Annotated in this window: 18 protein-coding genes; 7 read left to right on the plus strand and 11 right to left on the minus strand. The window is 67.7% G+C overall.

The window, feature by feature from the left end:
- The first annotated feature begins 81 nt into the window (after window positions 1-81).
- Complete coding sequence (gene msrA, locus AC06DU_RS04470) at window positions 82-732, plus strand: peptide-methionine (S)-S-oxide reductase MsrA (protein WP_102252716.1); 651 nt, start codon at window positions 82-84, stop codon at window positions 730-732.
- A gap of 330 nt (window positions 733-1,062) precedes the next feature.
- Here the strand turns inward: msrA and AC06DU_RS04475 are convergent, their stop codons facing one another.
- The 6 genes from AC06DU_RS04475 to ahpC all read right to left on the minus strand — a co-directional run bounded on the left by AC06DU_RS04475 (window position 1,063) and on the right by ahpC (window position 7,312).
- Window positions 1,063-1,632: a type 1 glutamine amidotransferase family protein gene (locus AC06DU_RS04475; protein WP_016900730.1), complete on the minus strand. Its 570-nt coding sequence runs from the start codon at window positions 1,630-1,632 to the stop codon at window positions 1,063-1,065.
- A 336-nt stretch (window positions 1,633-1,968) separates the two neighbouring features.
- Window positions 1,969-2,934 carry a transaldolase gene (gene tal, locus AC06DU_RS04480; protein WP_054591347.1) on the minus strand — a complete coding sequence of 322 codons (966 nt, stop codon included), beginning with the start codon at window positions 2,932-2,934 and terminating at the stop codon, window positions 1,969-1,971.
- A gap of 75 nt (window positions 2,935-3,009) precedes the next feature.
- Window positions 3,010-3,432 (minus strand): nucleoside diphosphate kinase regulator, encoded by a 423-nt coding sequence (gene rnk / locus AC06DU_RS04485; protein ID WP_016900728.1) that lies wholly within the window; start codon window positions 3,430-3,432, stop codon window positions 3,010-3,012.
- Between the two features lie 486 nt (window positions 3,433-3,918).
- A complete protein-coding gene (locus AC06DU_RS04490; RefSeq protein WP_024940621.1) occupies window positions 3,919-4,860 on the minus strand; it encodes a LysR substrate-binding domain-containing protein in 942 nt (313 codons plus the stop codon).
- A 79-nt stretch (window positions 4,861-4,939) separates the two neighbouring features.
- Window positions 4,940-6,532 (minus strand): alkyl hydroperoxide reductase subunit F, encoded by a 1,593-nt coding sequence (gene ahpF / locus AC06DU_RS04495; protein WP_478203681.1) that lies wholly within the window; start codon window positions 6,530-6,532, stop codon window positions 4,940-4,942.
- A gap of 216 nt (window positions 6,533-6,748) precedes the next feature.
- Complete coding sequence (gene ahpC / locus AC06DU_RS04500) at window positions 6,749-7,312, minus strand: alkyl hydroperoxide reductase subunit C (RefSeq protein WP_016900725.1); 564 nt, start codon at window positions 7,310-7,312, stop codon at window positions 6,749-6,751.
- Window positions 7,313-7,512: 200 nt separating this feature from the next.
- Here ahpC and prmC point away from each other — a divergent pair, with 200 nt between their 5' ends.
- Window positions 7,513-8,364 carry a peptide chain release factor N(5)-glutamine methyltransferase gene (gene prmC, locus AC06DU_RS04505; RefSeq protein ID WP_478203682.1) on the plus strand — a complete coding sequence of 284 codons (852 nt, stop codon included), beginning with the start codon at window positions 7,513-7,515 and terminating at the stop codon, window positions 8,362-8,364.
- Between the two features lie 236 nt (window positions 8,365-8,600).
- Window positions 8,601-9,542 (plus strand): prolyl aminopeptidase, encoded by a 942-nt coding sequence (gene pip / locus AC06DU_RS04510; protein WP_039512881.1) that lies wholly within the window; start codon window positions 8,601-8,603, stop codon window positions 9,540-9,542.
- 176 nt (window positions 9,543-9,718) lie between these two features.
- Here the strand turns inward: pip and AC06DU_RS04515 are convergent, their stop codons facing one another.
- From AC06DU_RS04515 to AC06DU_RS04530, 4 genes are read right to left on the minus strand one after another with little or no spacing between them, the layout of a single operon-like run.
- Window positions 9,719-10,504 carry an N-formylglutamate amidohydrolase gene (locus AC06DU_RS04515; RefSeq protein ID WP_478203683.1) on the minus strand — a complete coding sequence of 262 codons (786 nt, stop codon included), beginning with the start codon at window positions 10,502-10,504 and terminating at the stop codon, window positions 9,719-9,721.
- On the minus strand, window positions 10,497-11,048 hold the full coding sequence (locus AC06DU_RS04520; protein ID WP_478203684.1) for an NUDIX hydrolase: 552 nt from the start codon (window positions 11,046-11,048) through the stop codon (window positions 10,497-10,499). Before AC06DU_RS04520 ends, AC06DU_RS04515 begins: the two co-directional genes overlap by 8 nt.
- Window positions 11,045-12,013 carry a 5'-3' exonuclease gene (locus tag AC06DU_RS04525; protein WP_161961205.1) on the minus strand — a complete coding sequence of 323 codons (969 nt, stop codon included), beginning with the start codon at window positions 12,011-12,013 and terminating at the stop codon, window positions 11,045-11,047. The genes AC06DU_RS04520 and AC06DU_RS04525 overlap by 4 nt, the downstream gene beginning before the upstream one ends.
- A gap of 14 nt (window positions 12,014-12,027) precedes the next feature.
- Entirely contained in the window at window positions 12,028-12,603 is a 576-nt protein-coding gene (locus tag AC06DU_RS04530) for a nitroreductase family protein (protein ID WP_039523709.1), read from the minus strand.
- A gap of 130 nt (window positions 12,604-12,733) precedes the next feature.
- Between AC06DU_RS04530 and AC06DU_RS04535 the strand changes: the two genes are divergently transcribed.
- Both AC06DU_RS04535 and AC06DU_RS04540 read left to right on the plus strand, forming a co-directional pair.
- A complete protein-coding gene (locus tag AC06DU_RS04535) occupies window positions 12,734-14,980 on the plus strand; it encodes a DUF1631 domain-containing protein (protein ID WP_478203685.1) in 2,247 nt (748 codons plus the stop codon).
- Window positions 14,981-15,202: 222 nt separating this feature from the next.
- On the plus strand, window positions 15,203-17,560 hold the full coding sequence (locus AC06DU_RS04540) for a DUF1631 domain-containing protein (protein WP_054591339.1): 2,358 nt from the start codon (window positions 15,203-15,205) through the stop codon (window positions 17,558-17,560).
- Window positions 17,561-17,598: 38 nt separating this feature from the next.
- Here the strand turns inward: AC06DU_RS04540 and AC06DU_RS04545 are convergent, their stop codons facing one another.
- On the minus strand, window positions 17,599-18,462 hold the full coding sequence (locus tag AC06DU_RS04545) for an alpha/beta hydrolase (RefSeq protein ID WP_478203686.1): 864 nt from the start codon (window positions 18,460-18,462) through the stop codon (window positions 17,599-17,601).
- Between the two features lie 136 nt (window positions 18,463-18,598).
- On the opposite strand from AC06DU_RS04545, the gene AC06DU_RS04550 reads away from it, so the two are divergent.
- The gene (locus AC06DU_RS04550; RefSeq protein WP_478203688.1) at window positions 18,599-19,195 is read left to right on the plus strand and encodes a TetR/AcrR family transcriptional regulator; all 597 of its coding nucleotides are present in this window, start codon (window positions 18,599-18,601) and stop codon (window positions 19,193-19,195) included.
- Between the two features lie 60 nt (window positions 19,196-19,255).
- On the plus strand, window positions 19,256-20,347 hold the full coding sequence (locus AC06DU_RS04555) for an NAD(P) transhydrogenase subunit alpha (protein ID WP_160955069.1): 1,092 nt from the start codon (window positions 19,256-19,258) through the stop codon (window positions 20,345-20,347).
- Window positions 20,348-20,477 lie beyond the last annotated feature (130 nt).

The raw sequence follows: 20,477 nt of genomic DNA on the forward strand, positions 1-20,477 counted from the left end.
GCCGCATTGGCCGTAGTGGCTTGAAAGCCGCTACGGCCGGCGCCATCCAGCAGGCAATCCTCACGATTGCGGAGTTGCACCATGCTGGGAATCGGCGCTTTCAAACAACGCATGCCACGTCCGGGCGAGGCCTTGCCCGGACGCGCGCAGGCACTACCGCTCCACAACACCCACCTGATCAACGGCCATCCGTTGCGCGGGGAGTTCACCGGCCTGGCCCAGGTGCAGTTCGGGCTCGGCTGCTTCTGGGGCGCAGAACGCAAGTTCTGGAACCTGCCTGGGGTGTACACCACGGCGGTGGGTTACGCCGGCGGCGAGACACCCAACGCCACCTACGGCGAAGTGTGTTCCGGGCAGACCGGCCATACCGAAGCGGTGTTGGTGGTGTACGACGAAGCGTCGGTGTCGTTCGCACAGTTGCTGCGCACGTTCTGGGAAAGCCACGACCCCACCCAGGGCATGCAGCAGGGCAACGACGTCGGCACGCAATACCGCTCGGCGATCTATTGCACGACACAGGCGCAATACGACGCTGCGCTCGCCAGCCGCGATGCGTACCAGCAGCAACTGGACGCCGCCGGGTATGGCGCGATCACCACGGAGATCCGTTTCCCGGCGCCTACGTTCTACTACGCCGAAGACGATCACCAGCAATATCTCGCCAAGCATCCCAATGGCTATTGCGGGCTTGGCGGAACGGGAGTGAGCTGCCCGATCGGGCTGGATGCCTGACGGAAAGGCGGGCCGGATTGAAGCGCTGTCATCCACGTGATCGTGGCGGCGTGCCGATGGCCAACAGTGACCGGCAGCGTCATCACGATCAGGCAGCGCATGGGAGTGCATGCCAGGCAACTTGAATGGCTATGTCGGAGACGACGTGGCCATCTTTTTTTGCGGCGTGCACACCACGCGCCGGCACCGCCGCGGGTGGCCGAGCGGCGAACCGGCCCGGCGCATCATTGCGGTCAATCACGACCGCCGATAGGTGCAATGGATCGGTGCGGCGACCCACTGCATCCAGTCAGTGCAGCCAATGCGCCAGGCGTGCCGGAATCCGCCGGATCAGACGAACTCGCCGGCGAACATGCCGCGCAGCTGGGCGAGCATGTCGGTGCGTTCCGGATGCAGCAGTCGCATGCAGGCAAGCGCGAAGCCGACCGGGCTGGTGCCGGGTGCGGTGATCACGCCGTCGGCGGTCACCACCTTTTCGTGCCGGTATTGCGCAGCACCGGCATACGGCACCACGTGTTCCTGCAGGAAGGCCAGCGCGTTGCTGGTGTGCGCGCGCTGGTCGAGCAGGCCGGCATAGGCCAGGGCGATGGTGGCGCCGCAGATCGCCGCCACCGGGCGCTGGTGCTGCACGCGCTCGACCAGCAGGCCGCTCAGGCCGGGGATTTCGCCGGCCTGCCAACGCTCGCTGCCGGGCAGGATCCAGAGATCGGCGTCCAGCGGCGCCAGATCGGAGAGGGCGAAGTCCGGGGTGATGCGCAGCCCGCCGATCGACTGCACCGGCTGACCATCGATGCTGGCGATGGCGACCTGGTCGCCGAACCATTCGCGCGCCGCCGGCAGGACAACGCCAATTTCCCAATCGGCCACGCCGTCGACCATCACCACTGCAATGTTTGCCATTGTCCGCTACGCCAGTTGAGGAACCCGGATTCTAGGCAGTGCGGGTTGCGCGGGTGTAAGCGACGTGTGGAGAACGACGCCGAACCGCGCGCCGATCAGGCCAAAATGCGCGCATGGCAGCTCAGTGGCGGCAGTGCGGGCGTCGATGCGTCCACAAGCTCGACGGTGCCTGGAAAGTGCGGTGGCCCAGGCCGGCCGCAGTTTCCAATGCCAGCATCGCGAGGGCCTTGCCTTACGCGTCGTGACTGCAGCGTGCTGCGCAGCCAGATTGCAGAAACCAAAACGCCCACAGCCACCAGGCTGCAGGCGTTGGTACTGCGACCCGCGGTGCTGCAATCAGCCGGCGAGCTTGTCGGTGATGGTCTTGCGCAGTGCCTGCAGATCCTTGGCGAAGGCGTCGATGCCGCTGGCCAGCTTTTCGGTGGCCATCGGGTCGGCTGCCAGATCGGTGGCGAAGCTGTCGCTGTCGATCGGGGTGATCTGCGCGTTGTCGGCCTGCGCAGGCGAGAGCTTGCGCGGCAGTTCGCCATATTCGGCGTCGAGCTTTTCCAGCAGCTCCGGTGAGATGGTCAGCCGGTCACAACCGGCCAGGGCTTCGATCTGCGCGGTGGAGCGGAACGAGGCGCCCATCACCACGGTGGACGAGCCGCGCTGCTTGAACTCGTTGTAGACCGTGCGCACGAACACCACGCCCGGGTCTTCGTCGATGCTGGCCGGGGTCTGCCCCTGGGCGACGTAGTAGTCCAGGATCCGGCCGACGAACGGCGAGATCAGGAACACGCCCGCTTCCGCACAGGCCAGCGCCTGCGAGCGGTTGAAGATCAGGGTCAGATTGCAGTCGATGCCTTCGCGCTGCAGCTGGCGCGCAGCCTCGATGCCTTCCCAGGTGGCCGCGATCTTGATCAGGATCTTGTCCTTGGACACGCCACGCTCGGCGTACATCGCGATGAACTTGCGCGCCTTGGCGATGGTCGCCTCGGTGTCGTGCGCCAGGTCGGCATCGACCTCGGTGGAGACGCGGCCAGGGACCAGCTCGGCCAGCCTGACGCCGACGCCGATAGTGAGGCGGTCGGCCACTTCGTTGACGGTGCTGGTGCGGTCTTCGCCGCCGTGTTCGCGGCCCCAGGCCAGTTCGCGCTCGATCAGGTCGGCATACACCGGCAGATCCAATGCCTTTTTGACCAGGGTGGGATTGGTGGTGCAGTCGACCGGCTTCAGGCGCTTGATGGCGTCGTAGTCGCCGGTGTCGGCAACGACGACGGACAGGTCACGCAACTGGGCAAGCTTGGAGGGAGCAGTCATGCGAGTTCTCTCGAATCGTGGAACGGGTCGTGGATAGGACGCAGCGCGCTACGGTAGCGCGCCTGGCGTGTGAAGTCAGGCGCCGGCCAATGCATGTTGATCGTGCACGGCGCTGACACGCAGACGCAGGTCGCGCCCGTCGGGCGTGCGCCAGTCGATGCTCTGACCGACCGACAGGCCGAGCAGCGCACTGCCAACCGGCGCCAGCACCGAGATGCGGCCGTGCTGCACATCGGCCTCGTGCGGATACACAAGGGTGAGCGTATGTCGTTCGCCATGCAGCTCATCTTCGCAATCGATGCGGGAGTGCATGGTGACGACATCGCCGGGAATCTGGTCGGGCGGCACGACGCGTGCGCGGCCCAGTTCGTCACTCAGCGCGGTGGCGGCCGGGTGCTTGTTGAAAGCCGGGGAATCGAGCAGGGCCTCGAGCCGGGCGAGGTCATGGCTGGAAACCAGGATGGACGGCGGCAAGCCGCTGTGGTGCTGCGAAGTCATGGCAATCTCCTTGACGATGGCGGCCCGCCAACATGGCAAGCCTCACTGCCCAGATGAGGGCGCCGCTGCCCGATCGCAATGCATGGCGAGATGGCGCATTGCCCCGGCTGGGTCGGGCAATGCAGGCGCGGCACTACCAGTTGCGGGCCGTGGCCATAGAACCACGCAAGCACGGCAGTGTTGCAGCGCTCAGGTGCGCGCCTTCACTCAGCGACAAGTGGCTGACTTGAAGTTTCCCGTCCGAGTCCACCACGTGCCAATGACACCACAACCGCCAGGTGCTTCCAGAGACATCGCGCCATAACCACCCACCAAACAAAAAACGACGCTTGCGCGTCGCTTATGTCCAAGAAAAGGTGAAAAAAAAACACGTCAAGCAACCGCAGCCATGAAACGATTTCCCGATTCCCGATTCCCGATTCCCGATTCCCGATTCCCGATTCCCGATTCCCGATTCCCGATTCCCGATTCCCGATTCCCGAATCCTCAGGCCGCAACCGCCTTAGGCCCGGTCGCCGGCTGGTCCAGCGTGAACAGGCTCTCCGGCAACTCCTTGAACAACTGCGCCAGCTGCTCCAGGAACGCGGTCATGGCCGAGCTGCGGCGCCAGGCCATGGCGATGCGGCGGCTGGGCTGCTTGTCTTCGCGGAAACGGATCAGGCGGATGTTCTCCGAGCGCGCGACCGGTGGTTTGACCGCCAGCAGCGGCAGCAAGGTCACACCGACATTGGCAGCCACCATCTGGCGCAGCGTCTCCAGGCTGGTGGCCTGGAATTCGGATTTTTCCAAGGCGCCGGCAAGATGGCAGACATCCAGCGCCTGCTCACGCAGGCAGTGGCCGTCTTCCAGCAACAACAGCCGCTGCTCGGACAGATCGTCCAGCGTCATGCTGTCGTGGCGCGACAGCGGATGGCCTTCCGGCACGGCCAGCACGAAGGGTTCCTCGAACAGGAATTCGGCATGCAGCTGCTCATCCTGCAATGGCAGTGCGAGCAGCGCCGCATCCAGCCGGCCTTCGCGCAGCTGGTGCACCAGTTGATCGCTTTTTTCCTCGATCAGCAGCAGTTCCAGGCGCGGGAACCGCTCGCGGATCCGCGGCACCACATGCGGCAACAGATACGGCGCCAGGGTGGGAAAGATGCCCAGCCGCACGGTGCCGGCTTCCGGATCCTGGCTGCGCCGCGCGGCTTCCTTCATCTGTTCCACTTCGGCCACGATGCCGCGCGCGCGCATCGCCGCTTCGCGGCCGGCCGGGGTCAGCATCACCTTGCGCGGCGCACGTTCCACCAGCGGCACGCCAAGCTCGTCTTCGAGTTTCTTGATCTGTGTGGACAGTGTCGGTTGACTGACGAAGCAGGCCGTCGCAGCACGGCCGAAATGCTTGTGGTCGGCCAGGGCGACCAGATATTTCAGGTCACGCAGATTCATGTGCAGCAGCCCTCATTGCGGTGACGGGGTACGACTGGAGCTTAGCGCCCGGGCTGGCCGGGCGCTGGCTTGAGTGCGCTTATGCTGCCTGGGCGACGTTGTCGGCGCTGACCGGTGCACTGGAGCGGATCAGGTAATCGAACGCGCTCAACGCAGCCTTGGAACCTTCGCCCATCGCGATCACGATCTGCTTGTACGGCACCGTGGTGGCGTCGCCGGCAGCGAATACGCCCGGAACATTGGTCTGGCCACGGTCGTCGACGATGATCTCGCCGCGTGGCGACAACGCCACCGAGCCCTTGAGGAATTCGGTGTTGGGCAGCAGGCCGATCTGCACGAACACGCCTTCCAGATCCACGTGCTGGATGTCGCCGCCGGTGCGATCCTTGTAGACCAGGCCGGTGACCTTCTGGCCATCACCCAGCACTTCGGTGGTCTGCGCGCTGGTGATGATGCGCACGTTGTGCAGGCTGCGCAGCTTGCGTTGCAGCACTTCGTCGGCGCGCAGCTTGTCGTCGAACTCCACCAGCGTGACATGCGCCACGATACCGGCCAGATCGATCGCGGCCTCGACGCCCGAATTGCCGCCGCCGATCACCGCCACGCGCTTGCCCTTGAACAGCGGGCCATCGCAATGCGGGCAATAGGCCACGCCCTTGTTCTTGTACTGGTCTTCGCCCGGCACGTTCATCTGCCTCCAGCGCGCGCCGGTGGACAGGATCACGGTCTTGCTCTTGAGCGAGGCGCCATTGGCCAGCTTGATCTCGATCAGACCATCGGCACCGGCCGGAATCAGCTGCTCGGCGCGCTGCAGGTTCATGATGTCCACGTCGTACTGGCGCACATGCTGCTCGAGCGCGGCGGCCATCTTCGGGCCTTCGGTTTCCGGCACCGAGATAAAGTTTTCGATCGACATGGTGTCCAGCACCTGACCACCGAAACGCTCGGCGGCCACGCCGGTGCGGATGCCCTTGCGCGCGGCGTAGACGGCCGCTGCCGAGCCGGCCGGGCCGCCACCGACCACCAGCACCTCGAAGGCGTCCTTGGCGGCGATCTTGGCGGCGTCGCGCTTGGCCGCGTTGGTGTCGAGCTTGGCGACGATCTGCTCCAGCGTCATGCGGCCCTGGTCGAACAGCTCGCCATTCAAGTAGACGGTGGGCACCGACATGATCTGGCGGGTTTCGACCTCGTCCTGGAACCACGCGCCGTCGATGGCCACGTGCTTGATGCGCGGGTTGAGCACGGCGGCAAGATTCAGCGCCTGCACCACGTCCGGGCAGTTCTGGCACGACAGCGAGAAATAGGTTTCGAACTGGTAGTCGCCATCCAGGTGCTGCACCTGCTCCATCAGCTCGGCGGCAGCCTTGGACGGGTGGCCGCCCACCTGCAGCAGCGCCAGCACCAGCGAGGTGAACTCGTGGCCCATCGGCAGGCCGGCAAAGCGCAGCGAGATGTCCTGGCCCGGCGTGGTCAGCGCGAACGAGGGCTTGCGCTGGTTGTCATCGCGGTGGATGTCCAGGCTGATCTTGTCCGACAGCAGCACCAGATCCTCGAGCAGGTCGAGCATTTCGCGCGAGCCGGCGCTGTCGTCGATCGAGGCATTGATCTGGATCGGACGGGTAACCCGTTCCAGGTAGGCGGTCAGCTGGGTCTTGAGGTTGGCATCCAACATGGAGAACTCCTGGGAATGGGCAAGGGGAGGGCGTGGCGTCGCTGCGCTGAGGCAGGTCGCCGGGGAGGAAGGGGATGAACCGCAGCCGGCGCGATGTCGGGAATGCGTGCTGGCGATGGCTGGCGGGCAGCCCGGCACCGGCTCCGGTTCACCCCCGGCCCAGTGCTGGGCCGGAGATGCTCCGGCCTCAACCACAGGCCGGAGGTGTCAGTCGGTTTAGATCTTGCCGACCAGGTCCAGCGACGGAGCCAGGGTCTTGGCACCTTCCTTCCACTTGGCCGGGCAGACCTGGCCCGGGTTGTTGGCGACGAACTGGGCAGCGGTCAGCTTGCGCAGCGTCTCGGTGACGTCGCGGGCGATCGCGTTGTCGTGGATCTCGAGGGTCTTGATGACGCCGTCCGGGTTGATGATGAAGGTGCCGCGCAGGGCCAGGCCTTCTTCTTCGATGTGCACGCCGAACGCGCGGGTCAGCTTGTGGGTCGGATCGCCGATCAGCGGGAACTGCGCCTTGCCCACGGCCGGCGAGGTTTCGTGCCACACCTTGTGCGAGAAGTGCGTATCGGTGGTGACGATGTAGACCTCGGCGCCTGCCTTCTGGAACGCGGCATAGTTGTCGGCGGCGTCTTCCACTTCGGTCGGGCAGTTGAAGGTGAAGGCGGCCGGCATGAAGATCAGCACCGACCACTTGCCCTTCAGGCTGGCCTCGGTGACTTCGATGAAGTTGCCGTTGTGGTACGCATTCGCCTTGAACGGCTGGACCTGAGTGTTGATAAGAGACATTGAGTTTCCTCGTGCGATGAAGGGGGCGGGGGATGGAACAGTCGCCATGGTAGGTAGGATCGATAGATTTCTCAAATCGATTGATGGAATTGTATAGATAGGCTGTGGCTATCGAGTTTGCAGACGGCGTCTGCCGCTGCAGGGGCCGATTCCATCTCCGATAATGGTCAGCCGATGTTGCGCATGAGTGAATGATCCGTATGAGTGAGGACCCAGCCGGTCTTGCCGCCGAGCAGTTGCTGCGGCGTGCGGTCGAGCGGATCGAGCGCAGTGATGCCGAGCCGCTGCTGCTGCACGCGCTGGGCCGCGACCGCGCCTGGCTGTTCGCGCATGGCCGCGATCCGGTCGAGTCGTCGGTCGCTCAGGCATTCGCGGCATTGGTGCAGCGGCGCCAGGCCGGCGAACCGGTGGCGTACCTGACCGGCACGCGTGGGTTCTGGACGCTGGATCTGGCGGTCTCCCCTGCCACGCTGATCCCGCGCGCCGACACCGAGGTGCTGGTCGAGCTGGCACTTGAGCGACTGGACGCCCGGCCGGGCCGCCGCGTTGCCGATTTGGGTACCGGCAGCGGCGCGATCGCGCTGGCCATCGCCAGCGAGCGGCCGCAGGCACAGGTGATCGCCACCGATGCCAGCGCGGCGGCGCTGGCGGTTGCCCGGCGCAATGCCGACAGCCACCGCTTACGCAATGTCGAATGCCGGCAGGGCAACTGGTTTGCGCCGCTGGCCGGCGAGCGCTTCGACCTGATTGCCAGCAACCCGCCGTATATCGCCGCGCAGGATCCGCATCTGGGCGAAGGCGACCTGCGCTACGAGCCGGCCAGTGCGCTGGCTTCCGGCCCCGATGGCCTGGACGACATCCGCCTGATCGTCGCCGATGCGCCTGCGCATCTGCTGCCGGGCGGCTGGCTGCTGCTCGAACACGGCTGGGACCAGGGCGCGGCGGTGGCCGGGCTGCTGCAGGCGCGTGGCTTCGACGCGGTGGCCACGCATCAGGACCTGGAGCAGCGTGACCGGGTGACGTCGGGGCGCTGGTCGCCCGCTGCGGGCTAGCGCGGCCGGCCACGGAGCGGTCGCCAGGTGGAGGGGGGACGGCGCGCTCGGAGCTGAAACAGGACATGCCGCTTCCGGGCACCGACCGTGCCCGTCCGGCGCTGCGTGCAGGAGCCTGGCTCCGTCGCTCCACTCCTTCGCGCTTCGCCGTGCGCCCGCCCTGGCTCGATCGCATGGGGCGCCCGCGTGTGCAGACCGGGTGCCGATACACTAGCGGTTTCCCGCAGGACCGACGCATGCGCACGCTCTATCCCGAGATCACGCCGTACGACCACGGCACCCTCCAGGTCGACGACCGCCACACCCTGTATTTCGAACAGTGCGGCAATCCGCAGGGCAAGCCGGTGGTGATGCTGCACGGCGGCCCCGGCGGCGGTTGCAACGACAAGATGCGGCGCTTCCACGACCCGGCCAAGTACCGCATCGTGCTGTTCGACCAGCGCGGCGCAGGCCGTTCCACCCCGCATGCCGATCTGGTGAACAACACCACCTGGGACCTGGTCGCCGACATCGAGCGCCTGCGCGAACACCTGGGCATCGCACGCTGGCAGGTGTTCGGTGGCAGCTGGGGTTCGACCCTGGCGCTGGCCTATGCGCAGACCCATCCGCAGCAGGTCACCGAGCTGGTGCTGCGCGGCATCTTCCTGCTGCGCCGTTTCGAGCTGGAATGGTTCTATCAGCAGGGCGCCAGCCGGCTGTTCCCGGATGCCTGGGAGCATTACGTCAACGCGATTCCAGTGGTGGAGCGCGCCGATCTGATCTCCGCCTTCCATCGCCGCCTGACCAGCGACGACGAAGCCACGCGTCTGGCCGCGGCCAAGGCGTGGAGCGTGTGGGAAGGTGCCACCAGCTTCCTGCATGTGGACGCCGACTTCGTCACCGGACACGAGGACGCGCACTTCGCCCTGGCGTTCGCGCGCATCGAGAACCACTACTTCGTCAACGGCGGTTTCTTCGAGGTCGAAGACCAGCTGCTGCGCGACGCGCACCGCATCGCCGACATCCCCGGCGTGATCGTGCACGGCCGTTACGACGTGGTGTGCCCGCTGCAAAGCGCCTGGGACCTGCACAAGGTATGGCCGAAGGCACAGCTGCAGATCAGCCCGGCATCGGGGCATTCGGCCTTCGAGCCGGAAAATGTCGATGCGCTGGTGCGCGCCACCGACGGGTTCGCCTGAGCGCAACCGCGAGCGTGCACGGGAAGCTGCAGCAGCGCTCGCGCGCCAGCGGTAGGAGCGCACCCGGGCGCGACGTAGGGTAACGGGACGGCCTGTCGCGCCCGGGTGCGCTCCTACGAGGCAACCGTCGTCACCGAGGCTGCAGATCAGCGCGGCCGCCGCATGCTCCGTAGGAGTCAGTGCGGCAGCAGCGCCTGCGCCAGCGGCGGCAGGATGCGTGCCAGGCGCTGCGCCCACGCCTGTTGCCCGGCGGCATCGGCAATCAGGTCCTGGCGCAGTTCCAGTTCCACATGCAGCAGTCCGCGGCCTTCGCCATAGACCGGAATCGCATAGTCGCTGGTGTCGCTGACCGCGTAGGGCTGGTTGTCGCCAACCACCAGATCCGGCTCGTCGCCCAAGGCCTGCAGCAGGCGGTGCGCCAGCCGCGTGTCGCGGTTGTACAGCACGCCGGCATGCCAGGGCCGTGCATTGCCGGCCATGATCGGCGTGAAGCTGTGCATCGACACCAGCACGGTGGGTTGCCCGCGCTGTGCGCGTGCATCCAGTTCCGCCGCAATGCGCGCGTGGTACGGCGCAAAGATCGCATCGATGCGCTGCTGCCGATCGTCGGCCGACATCTGCAGGTTGCCCGGAATCGAGGTGCCGTCGCTGACCTCGGGCATCAGCGTGGCCGAAGCATGCGGGCGATTGCAGTCGATCACCAGGCGCGAATAGGTCTGCGCGATGGCGACCGCATCCAGCGCATCGGCCAGCAGGCGGGTGACCTCGGCAATGCCGATATCCCAGCCGATGTGGCGGTCCAGCTCCTGCTGCGGCAAGCCCAGATTGGCCAGTCGCGCCGGCACGCGCTGACCGGCGTGGTCAGCGATCAGCAGCCATGGCGAGGCGGCCTGCGGGTTGTGCACGCTGAACGGTGCGGGATCGTCGGCACCGAGCAGGCGGGCAGCGGTCGCTTCAGCCACGCGGGGTGCCGTCCAGTGCGTGATCGACCAGATACAGCCCGGCCCACAGTTTGGGGTCCATCTGATAGCCCTCGGTCATCTTCTGCACCAGCCAGGCGCCGACCTGCGTGCGCGGGATCTCGTGCACGGTGATGTCTTCGCTGGCATCGCCGCCGCCGGCGCCGACCTTGCGCAGGCCGGTGGCGCGGACGAAGGCGATCTTCTCGCTGCTGGCGCCGGCCGAGGTCGGGCCGATCATCAGCACTTCGGCGTGCTCGGCGGTCCAGCCGGTTTCTTCTTCCAGTTCGCGAATGGCCGACAGCTCGATCGACTCGTCGGCATGCACGTCGCCGACCAGGCCGGCCGGCATTTCGATGGTGCGGGCCTGCAGCGGCACGCGGAACTGTTCGACGAACAACATCGCATCGTCCGGGGTCACCGCCACGATGATCGCGGCCAGGCCGCCGGCGTGCACGCGTTCGGAATATTCCCAGGTGCCGCGCACGACCATGCGCTGGTACTTGCCTTCGTAGACCACGGTGGGCGGGGTGTCGTGTCGGTTCATGGATGCAGGCCTTGTTCCAGGGAAACGGGAGTGCGCGGTGCCGGCGCGCCGCCGCAGGCGGCCAGCAACCGGCGCCGGGTGAGCGGGCCGAAGCGCAGGCTCTCGCACAAGCCGCCCAGCATGTCGGTATCGGCTTGCGCGCGCGTGAAACCGGCATCGGTCAGCGCCAGCGGCGCGTCAAGTGCGATGGTGGTGAGCTGACGCCACAGCAGCGCGTGCTCGCGTTGCTCGCGCAGGCGCGCGGCCATCTGCGCCGCGCCGCGCAGGCGCAGGAAAGGGATCTCGTCGATGCGCTCCAGCAAGGCATCCAGGCTGCCGAAATGCGCCAGCAGGACCGCCGCCGATTTGGCGCCGATGCCGGTGACGCCGGGAATGTTGTCGATCGCATCGCCACACAGCGCCAGGTAGTCGGCGATCTGATGGGCGTGCACGCCGTGGCGCGCCTTGACCCCGTCCATGCCCCAACGCAGGTTGCGCGCGTAATCCCACTGCTCGTCGTGCTCGAGCAGCAGCTGCGACAGATCCTTGTCGGCCGACACGATCACCCCGCGCAGGCCGTGCGCACGCACGCTGTGCAAGGCGCTGCCGATCAGGTCGTCGGCTTCGTAGTCGCGGTGCGCCAGCACGCTCAGGCCCAATGCCGCGCACAGCGCCTTGCAATGCGCGAACTGGCGCCGCAATGCATCCGGTGCCGGAGTGCGATTGCCCTTGTAGGCCGGGTAGAGCGCATGCCGAAAACAGCTGTCCAGCGCTTCGTCGAAGGCGATGGTGATGTGCTGCGGATCCTCGCGTTCGAGCAGGTCGAGCAGGAAGCGCGCAAAGCCGTGCACGGCGTTGGTCGGCCAGCCTTGCGCATCCTGGAATTCGTCCGGGATCGAATGCCAGGCGCGGAACACGTACAGGCTGGCATCGACCAGATACAGCGGGGTCGGTCGGCTGATCGACGGCGGCGCGCCTGCAAGCATGGGGGTGTGCGTGGTCACGGGGTCCAGTCGCGCAGCAGCGCACGCGGGTCCGGGCGCTCGCGCTCTGGCACCTGCAGGCGCGGGGTGCCGATATGGATGAAACCGGCGATGCGCTCGTTCTGCTCCAGGCCCAGATAGCCGGTCACCGCCGGGTCGTAGGCCATCCACGCGGTCAGCCATTGCGCACCGAAGCCATGCGCCTGCGCGGCCTGCAGCAGCGCAAAACACACGCAGCCGGCGGTGAGCAGCTGTTCCTGCTCGGGCACCTTGTGCCCGGGGCGCAGCGCGGCGATGACCACGATCACCAGCGGCGCATCGTTGAAACGGTTGCGGTCTTTTTCGACCGCGGCGGGCGGCGCAAGCGGGTCGGCGGCCAGGCTGCGCTCGGCCAGGAAATCGCCCAGTGCCTGGCGGGCATCGCCGCTGATGCGCAAGAAACGGAACGGCACCAGCTTGCCGTGGTCGGGCACGCGCACTGCCGAGGTGAGCATGCGCAGCAGGGTGTCTTCATCCGGGCCGGGTTCGCCCAGCTGTTTGGAGGGGACCGAGCGGCGCGCGTCCAGCGCCTGGAGCGAATACGGTGCGTGCATAATTCCGGGTCGAGGCGAGGATGCGGGCAATTATAGACGGGCCCTTCCCAACGCCCGCCGCATCATGGGCGGCGGGCCGATGCCGGCCCGGTCGTGACATCCCTTCCATGTTCGTCCTGTGCGCCGCCCGATGACCCAGTTCGTATCCACCCCCGTGCTCCCCAGCCGCAATTCGCAGCTGCTCGACCAGGTACGCGAGATCGTGCTGGTGCCGCTGGCCGATGCGTTTGTCCAATTCCAGGACACATTGGCCGAGGCACTGTTCCAGCTGGCGGCCGATGCCGGCCCGGCCCAGAACGACTTCCTGGAGGCAATCCAGGCGGTGCGGCAGCAACGCGAGCCGATCACCGCGCGTTTCCGCGGGCATCTGGCCAAGGCTTGGCAGGGGCTGGAATCCGGGCGGCCGTTGTCGGCCGATCGCAGCCTGAGCCGCGGTGCGGCCGGGCTGACCCTGCTGCCCGAGCAGGACCTGGAGGTGCGCCTGGCGGTGCGCAACCTGGCCGGCGCGCTGCAGCACCAGTGGCGCACGGAGCTGATGCGGCTCAATCGCTATCTGGGCTTCATTGCCGGCGGGCTGCGTATCGACGGCGACAGCAATCCGTTCGGGCCGGAGCATCTGGGCGTGGCCCTGTACGAGGCCTTTCAGGGGGTGACGCTGGCGCCCAAGGCGCATCTGGCGGTGATCAAGGTCTGCGAGCAGCACCTGATGGAACGCGTCGGCCAGCGCTACGGCGCGCTGGAACAGGCGCTGGCGCAGGTGGCGCGCTTGCGCGAGTTGCCGCAGCCGCGCAGCCGGCGGCGCGGCATTCCGCGCCAGGACGAAGGCGCCGGCGAGCAGGCCGCCGAGACGCCGGACTGGATCGCGCGCTTCTTCGCCGACTGGTCGGGCGGGCAGGGCGCGTTGGCCGGCGTCCAGGCAATCGACGTGCATCTGCGCAGCGGCCGCGAGCTGTTGCCGGCCGGCCTGCACCATTTGCTGCAGCATGCACGCCGCCAACGCGAACCCGATGGCGACACGCCCGCACCTGCCGGGCAGCGCCTGCTGTCGCCGCGCGAGGTGGTGTCGGCGCTGTCGCTGCTGCAGACCATGCCTGCGGCCGGCTTCGATGCCATCGACGGCACCGATTCGGGCCTGGCATGTGGCCTGCGGCAGCAGGTCAGGCGCGCCGCCGCCGCGCTTGGGGTGGATCCGGCCACCACCTGCCTCAACCCCGACGACGAGGACGCGCTGGATCTGGTGGCCTTGTTGTTCGCCGCGATCCTGGTGCAGAGCCATCTTTCGGATGCGCAGCGCAGCCTGCTCGGCCAGTTGCTGGTGCCGATGGCCAAGCTGGCGATGCTGGACGGCCACCTGTTCGTGCGCGACGGCCATCCCGCACGCCGCCTGCTCAACCTGTTGGTCGACGCCTGCGATGGCAATGCCGGCGAAACTGCGGCAGAGGAGGCTTTGCTCGGCCAGGTGCAGGCGGTGATCGACACGGTGGTGCGCGATTTCGACGAGCATCCGGGGCTGTTTCTGACGCTGGAGGCCGAGTTCGGCGCCAGCTACGAACAGTATCGGCGCCGGGTGGAAATCGCCGAGCGCCGTGCCAGCGAATTGCAGCGCGCCGAAGAACGCCGCGAAGCCGCACGCAGCATTGCCGCGCAGGCGCTGGCAGAGCGCCTGGCGCGCGGGCCGCTGCCGCCGCTGGTCGAGCACTTCCTCGGCCGCGTCTGGCAGCCGTATGTGCAACAGGTGGCGTTGCGTGGCGACGGCACCGGGCAGGCCTTGGACGCGGCCGTGGCCCTGGGCGATGCGGTGTTGGCGCAACTGGGTGCTGCGCCTGGCGGCGCCGCGCTGGAGCCGCAGCGTGCGCAGCTGCTGCAGGCGTTCGCGCTGGCCGGCCTGGCGCAACGCGACGCCGAGCTGGCCCTGCAGGAACTGCAGCGCGCGCTGCCGTCCACGCCATCGGTGCCGGCTGCGGGAGCGCCGGATCCGGCCCTGTTTGCGCCGACCTTGAGCGCGCTGCGCCCCAGCCCCGGTCCGGCCGAGCCGGTCGGCGAGCCGCTGACGCCGATGCTGGATGCCACCGCGCAGGTGGAATTCGATCGTGTCACCGCCGATTTCTTCCGCGGCATGGCGCTCGGCACCTGCCTGGAGTTCGTCGACCGGCACGGCCGCGTGCAGGCCGGCAGGTTGTGCTGGATCAGCCCGATTTCCGGGCGGCTGATGTTCGTCAACCGGCGCGGCGGGCGGCTGTGCGTGTCCTCGCCGGAGGAACTGGCGATGATGGTGTGGCTGGACCGCCTGCGTCTGCATCGCGACGAGGACGCGTTCTACAGCGCGATGCAGGATGTCGTCGATGCGCTGGACCGGCCGCACATGCTGAAGGCTTAACCCCCGCAGGCGGTTAATACGCGCTGGCAAGCGCCACCTCAGCGATGCACGCTAGGATGTCCGACTGACACGCAAACCCTGGGCGGTCACGACTAAAGTGCGAATTGCGTCACACTTAACAAACGAGCGAAACGCCTACCATGCGGTGGCGGAATTTGGGGCCGCGTCTGTTTTCTTTCGTTTGAATATTTTCACGCCTGCAGGGGCGGGGAGCCTTTGCGCATGACTTTTCAGCCCAGTCCGTCGGGACATCCGGGCCGTGACCAACGCTTGCTCGAACAGGCGCACGCCGTGTTCGTGCCCGCACTCGCGCAGGTTTTTGCCGCTGCAGTCGCACACTTTGACGATGTGCTGTTCGATCGCGCCGAATCCGCGGGCACATCGCAGTTGTTGTTTCTCGACGGCATGCGCGAGTTGCGCCGCAAGCGCGACGAAGTGGCCACGCGGTTCCGCCAGCAGCTGGACGACGGCTGGCAGGCGTTGTTGCTGGGCGAGCCGCTGTCGGCCGAGGTGGTCCTGGCAGGCGACATCGGCACCGGCCCGCTGAGTCTGGTGCCCGAACACGTGCTCGAATCGCGGCTGGCGGTGCGCAACCTGGCCACGGTGCTGCTGCGCGACTTCAAGCAGGTGCTGGCGCGGGTGGACCGCCGCCTGGGCTGGATCGCCGGCGGCCTGGAACTGGTGGCCGACACCAACCCGCTCGGTCCGGAACATCTGGGCGTGGCGATCCACGAAGCTTTCGCCACCTGCGACCTGGCGCCGGAAGTGCGCCTGGTGCTGATCAAGCTGTGCGAGCGCGACCTGGCCGAGCCGATCGGCAAGCTGTATGCGCGCCTGGACGAGACGCTGGCCAAGGCCGGCGTCATGCCGGAAATCTCCCAGCCCAAGCGCCCGCCGCCGCGCGTGCAGCCACGCGGCGACACGCCCGAGGAGCGCGCCCAGGCCGAGGCCCAGGGCGCGGCTGCCGACATCGGCGGCGACGACCAGAGCGACCAGTACGCACCGGCCTGGGCCAACCGCTTCCTGGACCGCTGGGCGCACAGCCGCGGCCGCATGCAGGCCGCCGCCCAGCGTGGCCAGGCCGGTGGCGGCGCTGCCGGCGGCATGGATGGCGGTGAGGCCGATCACCCCGGCGGCAGCCAGGGCATGTTGCTGGAAGCGTTGCACGAACTGCTGCAGCAGACCCGCAGCGTGCGCGACAACACCGCCTCTGCCGCATCGGTGGCGGTGGGCCAGCAACGCCCGCTGAGCCAGCGCGAGATGATGTCGGTGCTGTCGCTGCTGCAGGCCACGCCGAGCGCGACGCTGCAGGCGGCCATCGGCGACGACACCGAGTCGCTGGCGCAGCGGCTGAAGAACGAAGTGCTGTCCAGCGCCACGCGGCTGGGCGTGGACCCGGCGACCGCGCGCCTGGACCCGATGGACGAGGATGCGATCGACCTGGTCGGCATGCTGTTCGACGTGATGCTGGACGAGCGCGATCTGGAAAACCGTTCGCGCGAAATGATCGGCCGGCTGGTGGTGCCCTTCGTCAAGGTCGCGCTGCTGGATCGCAAGATGTTCGTGCAGAAGACCCATCCCGCGCGGCGCCTGCTCAATTCGCTGGCCGAGGCCTGCGAAGGCAACACCGGCGACAGCGCTGCCGAGCGTGTGCTGATGGGCAAGGTCGAGGAAATCGTCGACCGCCTGGTGGCCGAATTCAACGAGAACCTGGCGATCTTCCTGACCCTGGAAGAGGAATTCCGCGATTTCCTGTCGCAGCACCGGCGCCGGGTGGAAATCGCCGAGCGGCGCGCCACCGAAACCCAGCGCGGCCAGGAAAAGCTCGAGCTGGCACGCAGCCGCGCGCTGTCGGAGCTGGAACAGCGCACGCAGGCCGGTACGCCGCTGCCCAGGGCCGTGGAGGATTTCCTGCGTCAGCCGTGGCTGCACCATCTGACCATGGCGATCCTGCGCGACGGTGAGGAAGGTCCGGGCACCGTCGAGGCACTGGCCCTGGCCGATGGCGTGCTGGAAGAACTGGCCGAGGCACGTCGCCACATCGTCGGCAAGCCGTGGCTGCAGGTCTGGCAGCCGGCCCTGCATCGCGTATTTGCCAGCGTCGGCCTGCATGGCGATGCGGTGGTGGTGGCGATCACCGCATTGCACGACACCTTGCAGGCCATTGCCGAAGCGCGCCCGGAGCTGGAAAAGGCCCTGCCGGAGCTGCCGCAGGTCAACCTGCCGCCGCCGGCTGCCGAAAGCGTCAGCGTGGTGCTGGGGGCCGAGGCGGTGGCGCAGAGCATCGATAGCGCCGATGCCGAGCGTTTCCGTGCGATGGATATCGGTACCTGGCTGGATTTCGTCGACAAGGACGGCAAGGTGCAGGCGGGCAAGCTGTCGTGGGTGAGCCCGATCTCGCAGCGGCTGCTGTTCGTCAATCGCCGCGGCGTACGCTTCTGCGTCGCTTCGCCTGAAGAGCTGGCGGTGATGGTGCGCCTGGGCAGGCTGCGCGAGCACATCAACGACGGCGCCTTCGACAGCGCCATGCAGGGCGTCATCGACCGCCTGGATCCGTTGCACAACAGCACCGTGCACTAGCGGGTACCGCGCGATGCGCTTGCCGCATCGCGGTACGCTCAGGCCCGCGCCGGGCCGATAAAGTCCAGCGCCGCTTCGATGACCGAGGCATGGTCGACCATGCGGTTGTGTCCCAGGCCTTCGGTGGTCAGCAACTGCGCCTGCGGCCACAGCGCCGCAAAACGCGCGCCTTCGTCCCAGGGTGTCTCGCGGTCGCGGCGGTCATGGATGATCAGGGCCGGACGCTGGAAACGCGGCAGATGCGGGGACGCATCGAAATCGGCAAAGCGTTTGCCGGTGATCGCATGCAGCAGGTTCTCGAACGGAACGAAGGTCTTGGCCGCGATGCCAAAGGCGCGGAACTGGCGGCGTGCGGTCTCGGCCGGGGCCAGCAATGGCGCGATCAGCACGTAGCGCGCCGGCTGCCAGGCCGCTTCATCGGCGAACACGACCGATGCCGAACCCAGCGAATGACCGATGAAGGCCGCCGGCCGGCCGAAGCGCCGTCCGATCCGGCGCAGCACCTCGACAAAGTGCGGCATGTAGCTGATGCGCCCACCGCTCAATCCGTGCCCGGCCTGGTCGAAGGCCACCACTGCGTAGCCCAGCGCCTGCAGCCGTGGCACCCAGGCGGCAAAGCGCAGGCCATAGCTGGACCAGCCGTGGGAGAGCAGCACATACGGTTGCTGCGCCGGATCGCCCCAGACATACACCGCGATCTCGATGCCATCGATGGACAGGCTGTCGCGGCCCACGTCGGACAGCGTGGCCAGGGTGGATGCGGCATGCCGGCGCGATGCCGCATCCGGCGTCACGAAGCGGCGCGCCAGCAGGCGGCCGGTCGGGCCGGGGGCCAGGCGGCTGGCCAACCCGAACAGCGTGCGGGTCAGGCGCATGCGCCAGCGGGAGGATGCCTTAGCCATGGGAACACTCGCTGGGGGAAGGGCTGCACCCGTCGCCAAATCTTGACGCTGGCAAGATGCGGGGCGAGTCTGCACCGCCAATCTTGTCAGCGTCAAGATTCCCTGCTCCAATGACATCCCGATTTGCGAAGCCGCCATGTCCCACGCGCCCAAGTCAGCGACGTATCACCACGGCGATCTGCCCGCCGCCCTGCGCCGCGCGGCCTGGGAGATCGTCGGCGAATCGGGTCCGCGCGGGCTGAGCCTGCGCGAGTGCGCCCGCCGTGCGGGCGTTTCGCATGCCGCACCGGCACATCACTTCGGCTCGCTGGAAGGCCTGGTGGTGGAACTGGTCGCAGACGGGTACGAACGCATGGTCGAGTGGATCGTGCAGGCCCAGCGCGAGGTCGACCCACTGCTGGGCGGCGGCCTGGGCTATATCCGGTTCGCCATCGCCTACCCGCAGCAGTTTCGCCTGATGCAGAGCCTGGAGCCGCAGCGACGCAGCCTGCCGCGCCTGCTGGCGGCCATCGATGCGGCAATGGCCTGCCTGCGCGATGCCCTGCATGCGGCCTGGCTGGCCCGGCACGGCAGTGCGCCGGATGCGCACCTGCTGCATCAACGGGTGCTGCTGGCCTGGAGCGCGGCGCATGGTTATGCGTGTCTGGCCATCGACCACCGCACCGAAGCGGTGGCGCTGGCACCGCCCGAGCAGTTGCTCGCCCCGATGCTGCCGGCCTTGCTGACGCCCTGAGCGTGGCTGCCGCGCTCTGCTAGCATCGCCGCGACGACAGGCGCGCGAGCGGAGCAAGCCATGGCTGTGCAGGTGCTGGTGCTGAAAGAACGCGCGGCAGGCGAGCGCCGCGTCGCCGCCACGCCGGAAACGGTCAGGAAACTGGTCGCGCTCGGCGCCAGCGTGTGGATCGAGCCAGGCGCCGGCTGTGCCAGCAGCATGGCCGACGCCGCGTATCTGCAGGCCGGGGCGCAGCTCGCCACGGCAGACACGCTGGCCCAGGCCGAGGTGCTGCTGAGCGTGCAGGCACCGCCCACCGAACTGCTGCAGCAATGCAGGCCCCACACCGTGCTGATCGGCATGCTGGCGCCGGACGCCGACCCGGCACGTGCGCAGGCGATTGCCACCGGTGCGCTGGTCGCGTTTCCGCTGGAGCGCCTGCCGCGCACCACGCGTGCGCAATCGATGGACGTATTGAGTTCGCAAGCCGGTATGGCCGGCTACAAGGCCGTGCTGATCGCCGCGCAGCTGGCGCCGCGCTTCTTTCCGATGCTGACCACCGCCGCCGGCACCATGCGCCCGTGCAAGGTGTTGGTGATCGGTGCGGGCGTGGCCGGGCTGCAGGCGATCGCCACCGCCAGGCGGTTGGGCGCGCAGGTCGAAGGCTTCGATGTGCGCCCGGAAACGCGCGAGCAGATCGCCTCGCTGGGCGCGCGCTTCCTGGATCTGGGCGTGAGCGCGGCCGGCGAGGGCGGTTATGCGCGCCAGCTCACCGACGACGAACGCGCCGAACAGCAACGCCGGCTGGCCGAACACCTCAAAGGCGTGGACGTGGTGGTCTGCACCGCCGCCGTGCCCGGCCGGCCGGCGCCGAAGATCCTGAGCACGGAGATGCTGCACGGCATGCGCGCCGGCAGCGTGATCGTCGATCTGGCCGCGGAAACCGGCGGCAATTGCGCTGCCACCCGGCCCGGCGATACCTATGAGCGCGACGGCGTGGTGATCGCCGGGCCGCTCAACCTGGCCAGCCAGGGCGCGGTGCACGCCAGCGAGATGTTCGCGCGCAACGCCTACGCGTTCGCCGCATTGCTGATCAAGGATGGCGCGCTGTCGTTCGACTGGGACGACGAACTGCTGGCCAAGACACGCTGGTCGGCGCCAGCGACTGCGTAGCCCCGCCGAGCCCATGCGCCTTGCGCACTGGCGGGTAGGAGCGCGCTGGCGCGCGATGGCGCTTTATCGGTAATGCTCCGTCGCGCGATGGCGCTTGTCTGTAACGCTCCGTCGCGCGCCAGCGCGCTCC

The sequence above is a fragment of the Xanthomonas sp. NCPPB 3200 genome, assembly GCF_056393585.1.

Bases quoted from the DNA above. Each gene is read 5' to 3' on its own strand.
- msrA (WP_102252716.1), top strand. From the start codon at position 82: ATGCTGGGAATCGGCGCTTTCAAACAACGCATGCCACGTCCGGGCGAG.
- AC06DU_RS04475 (WP_016900730.1), bottom strand. From the start codon at position 1,632: ATGGCAAACATTGCAGTGGTGATGGTCGACGGCGTGGCCGATTGGGAA.
- tal (WP_054591347.1), bottom strand. From the start codon at position 2,934: ATGACTGCTCCCTCCAAGCTTGCCCAGTTGCGTGACCTGTCCGTCGTC.
- rnk (WP_016900728.1), bottom strand. From the start codon at position 3,432: ATGACTTCGCAGCACCACAGCGGCTTGCCGCCGTCCATCCTGGTTTCC.
- AC06DU_RS04490 (WP_024940621.1), bottom strand. From the start codon at position 4,860: ATGAATCTGCGTGACCTGAAATATCTGGTCGCCCTGGCCGACCACAAG.
- ahpF (WP_478203681.1), bottom strand. From the start codon at position 6,532: ATGTTGGATGCCAACCTCAAGACCCAGCTGACCGCCTACCTGGAACGG.
- ahpC (WP_016900725.1), bottom strand. From the start codon at position 7,312: ATGTCTCTTATCAACACTCAGGTCCAGCCGTTCAAGGCGAATGCGTAC.
- prmC (WP_478203682.1), top strand. From the start codon at position 7,513: ATGAGTGAGGACCCAGCCGGTCTTGCCGCCGAGCAGTTGCTGCGGCGT.
- pip (WP_039512881.1), top strand. From the start codon at position 8,601: ATGCGCACGCTCTATCCCGAGATCACGCCGTACGACCACGGCACCCTC.
- AC06DU_RS04520 (WP_478203684.1), bottom strand. From the start codon at position 11,048: ATGAACCGACACGACACCCCGCCCACCGTGGTCTACGAAGGCAAGTAC.
- AC06DU_RS04525 (WP_161961205.1), bottom strand. From the start codon at position 12,013: ATGCTTGCAGGCGCGCCGCCGTCGATCAGCCGACCGACCCCGCTGTAT.
- AC06DU_RS04530 (WP_039523709.1), bottom strand. From the start codon at position 12,603: ATGCACGCACCGTATTCGCTCCAGGCGCTGGACGCGCGCCGCTCGGTC.
- AC06DU_RS04535 (WP_478203685.1), top strand. From the start codon at position 12,734: ATGACCCAGTTCGTATCCACCCCCGTGCTCCCCAGCCGCAATTCGCAG.
- AC06DU_RS04540 (WP_054591339.1), top strand. From the start codon at position 15,203: ATGACTTTTCAGCCCAGTCCGTCGGGACATCCGGGCCGTGACCAACGC.
- AC06DU_RS04545 (WP_478203686.1), bottom strand. From the start codon at position 18,462: ATGGCTAAGGCATCCTCCCGCTGGCGCATGCGCCTGACCCGCACGCTG.
- AC06DU_RS04550 (WP_478203688.1), top strand. From the start codon at position 18,599: ATGTCCCACGCGCCCAAGTCAGCGACGTATCACCACGGCGATCTGCCC.
- AC06DU_RS04555 (WP_160955069.1), top strand. From the start codon at position 19,256: ATGGCTGTGCAGGTGCTGGTGCTGAAAGAACGCGCGGCAGGCGAGCGC.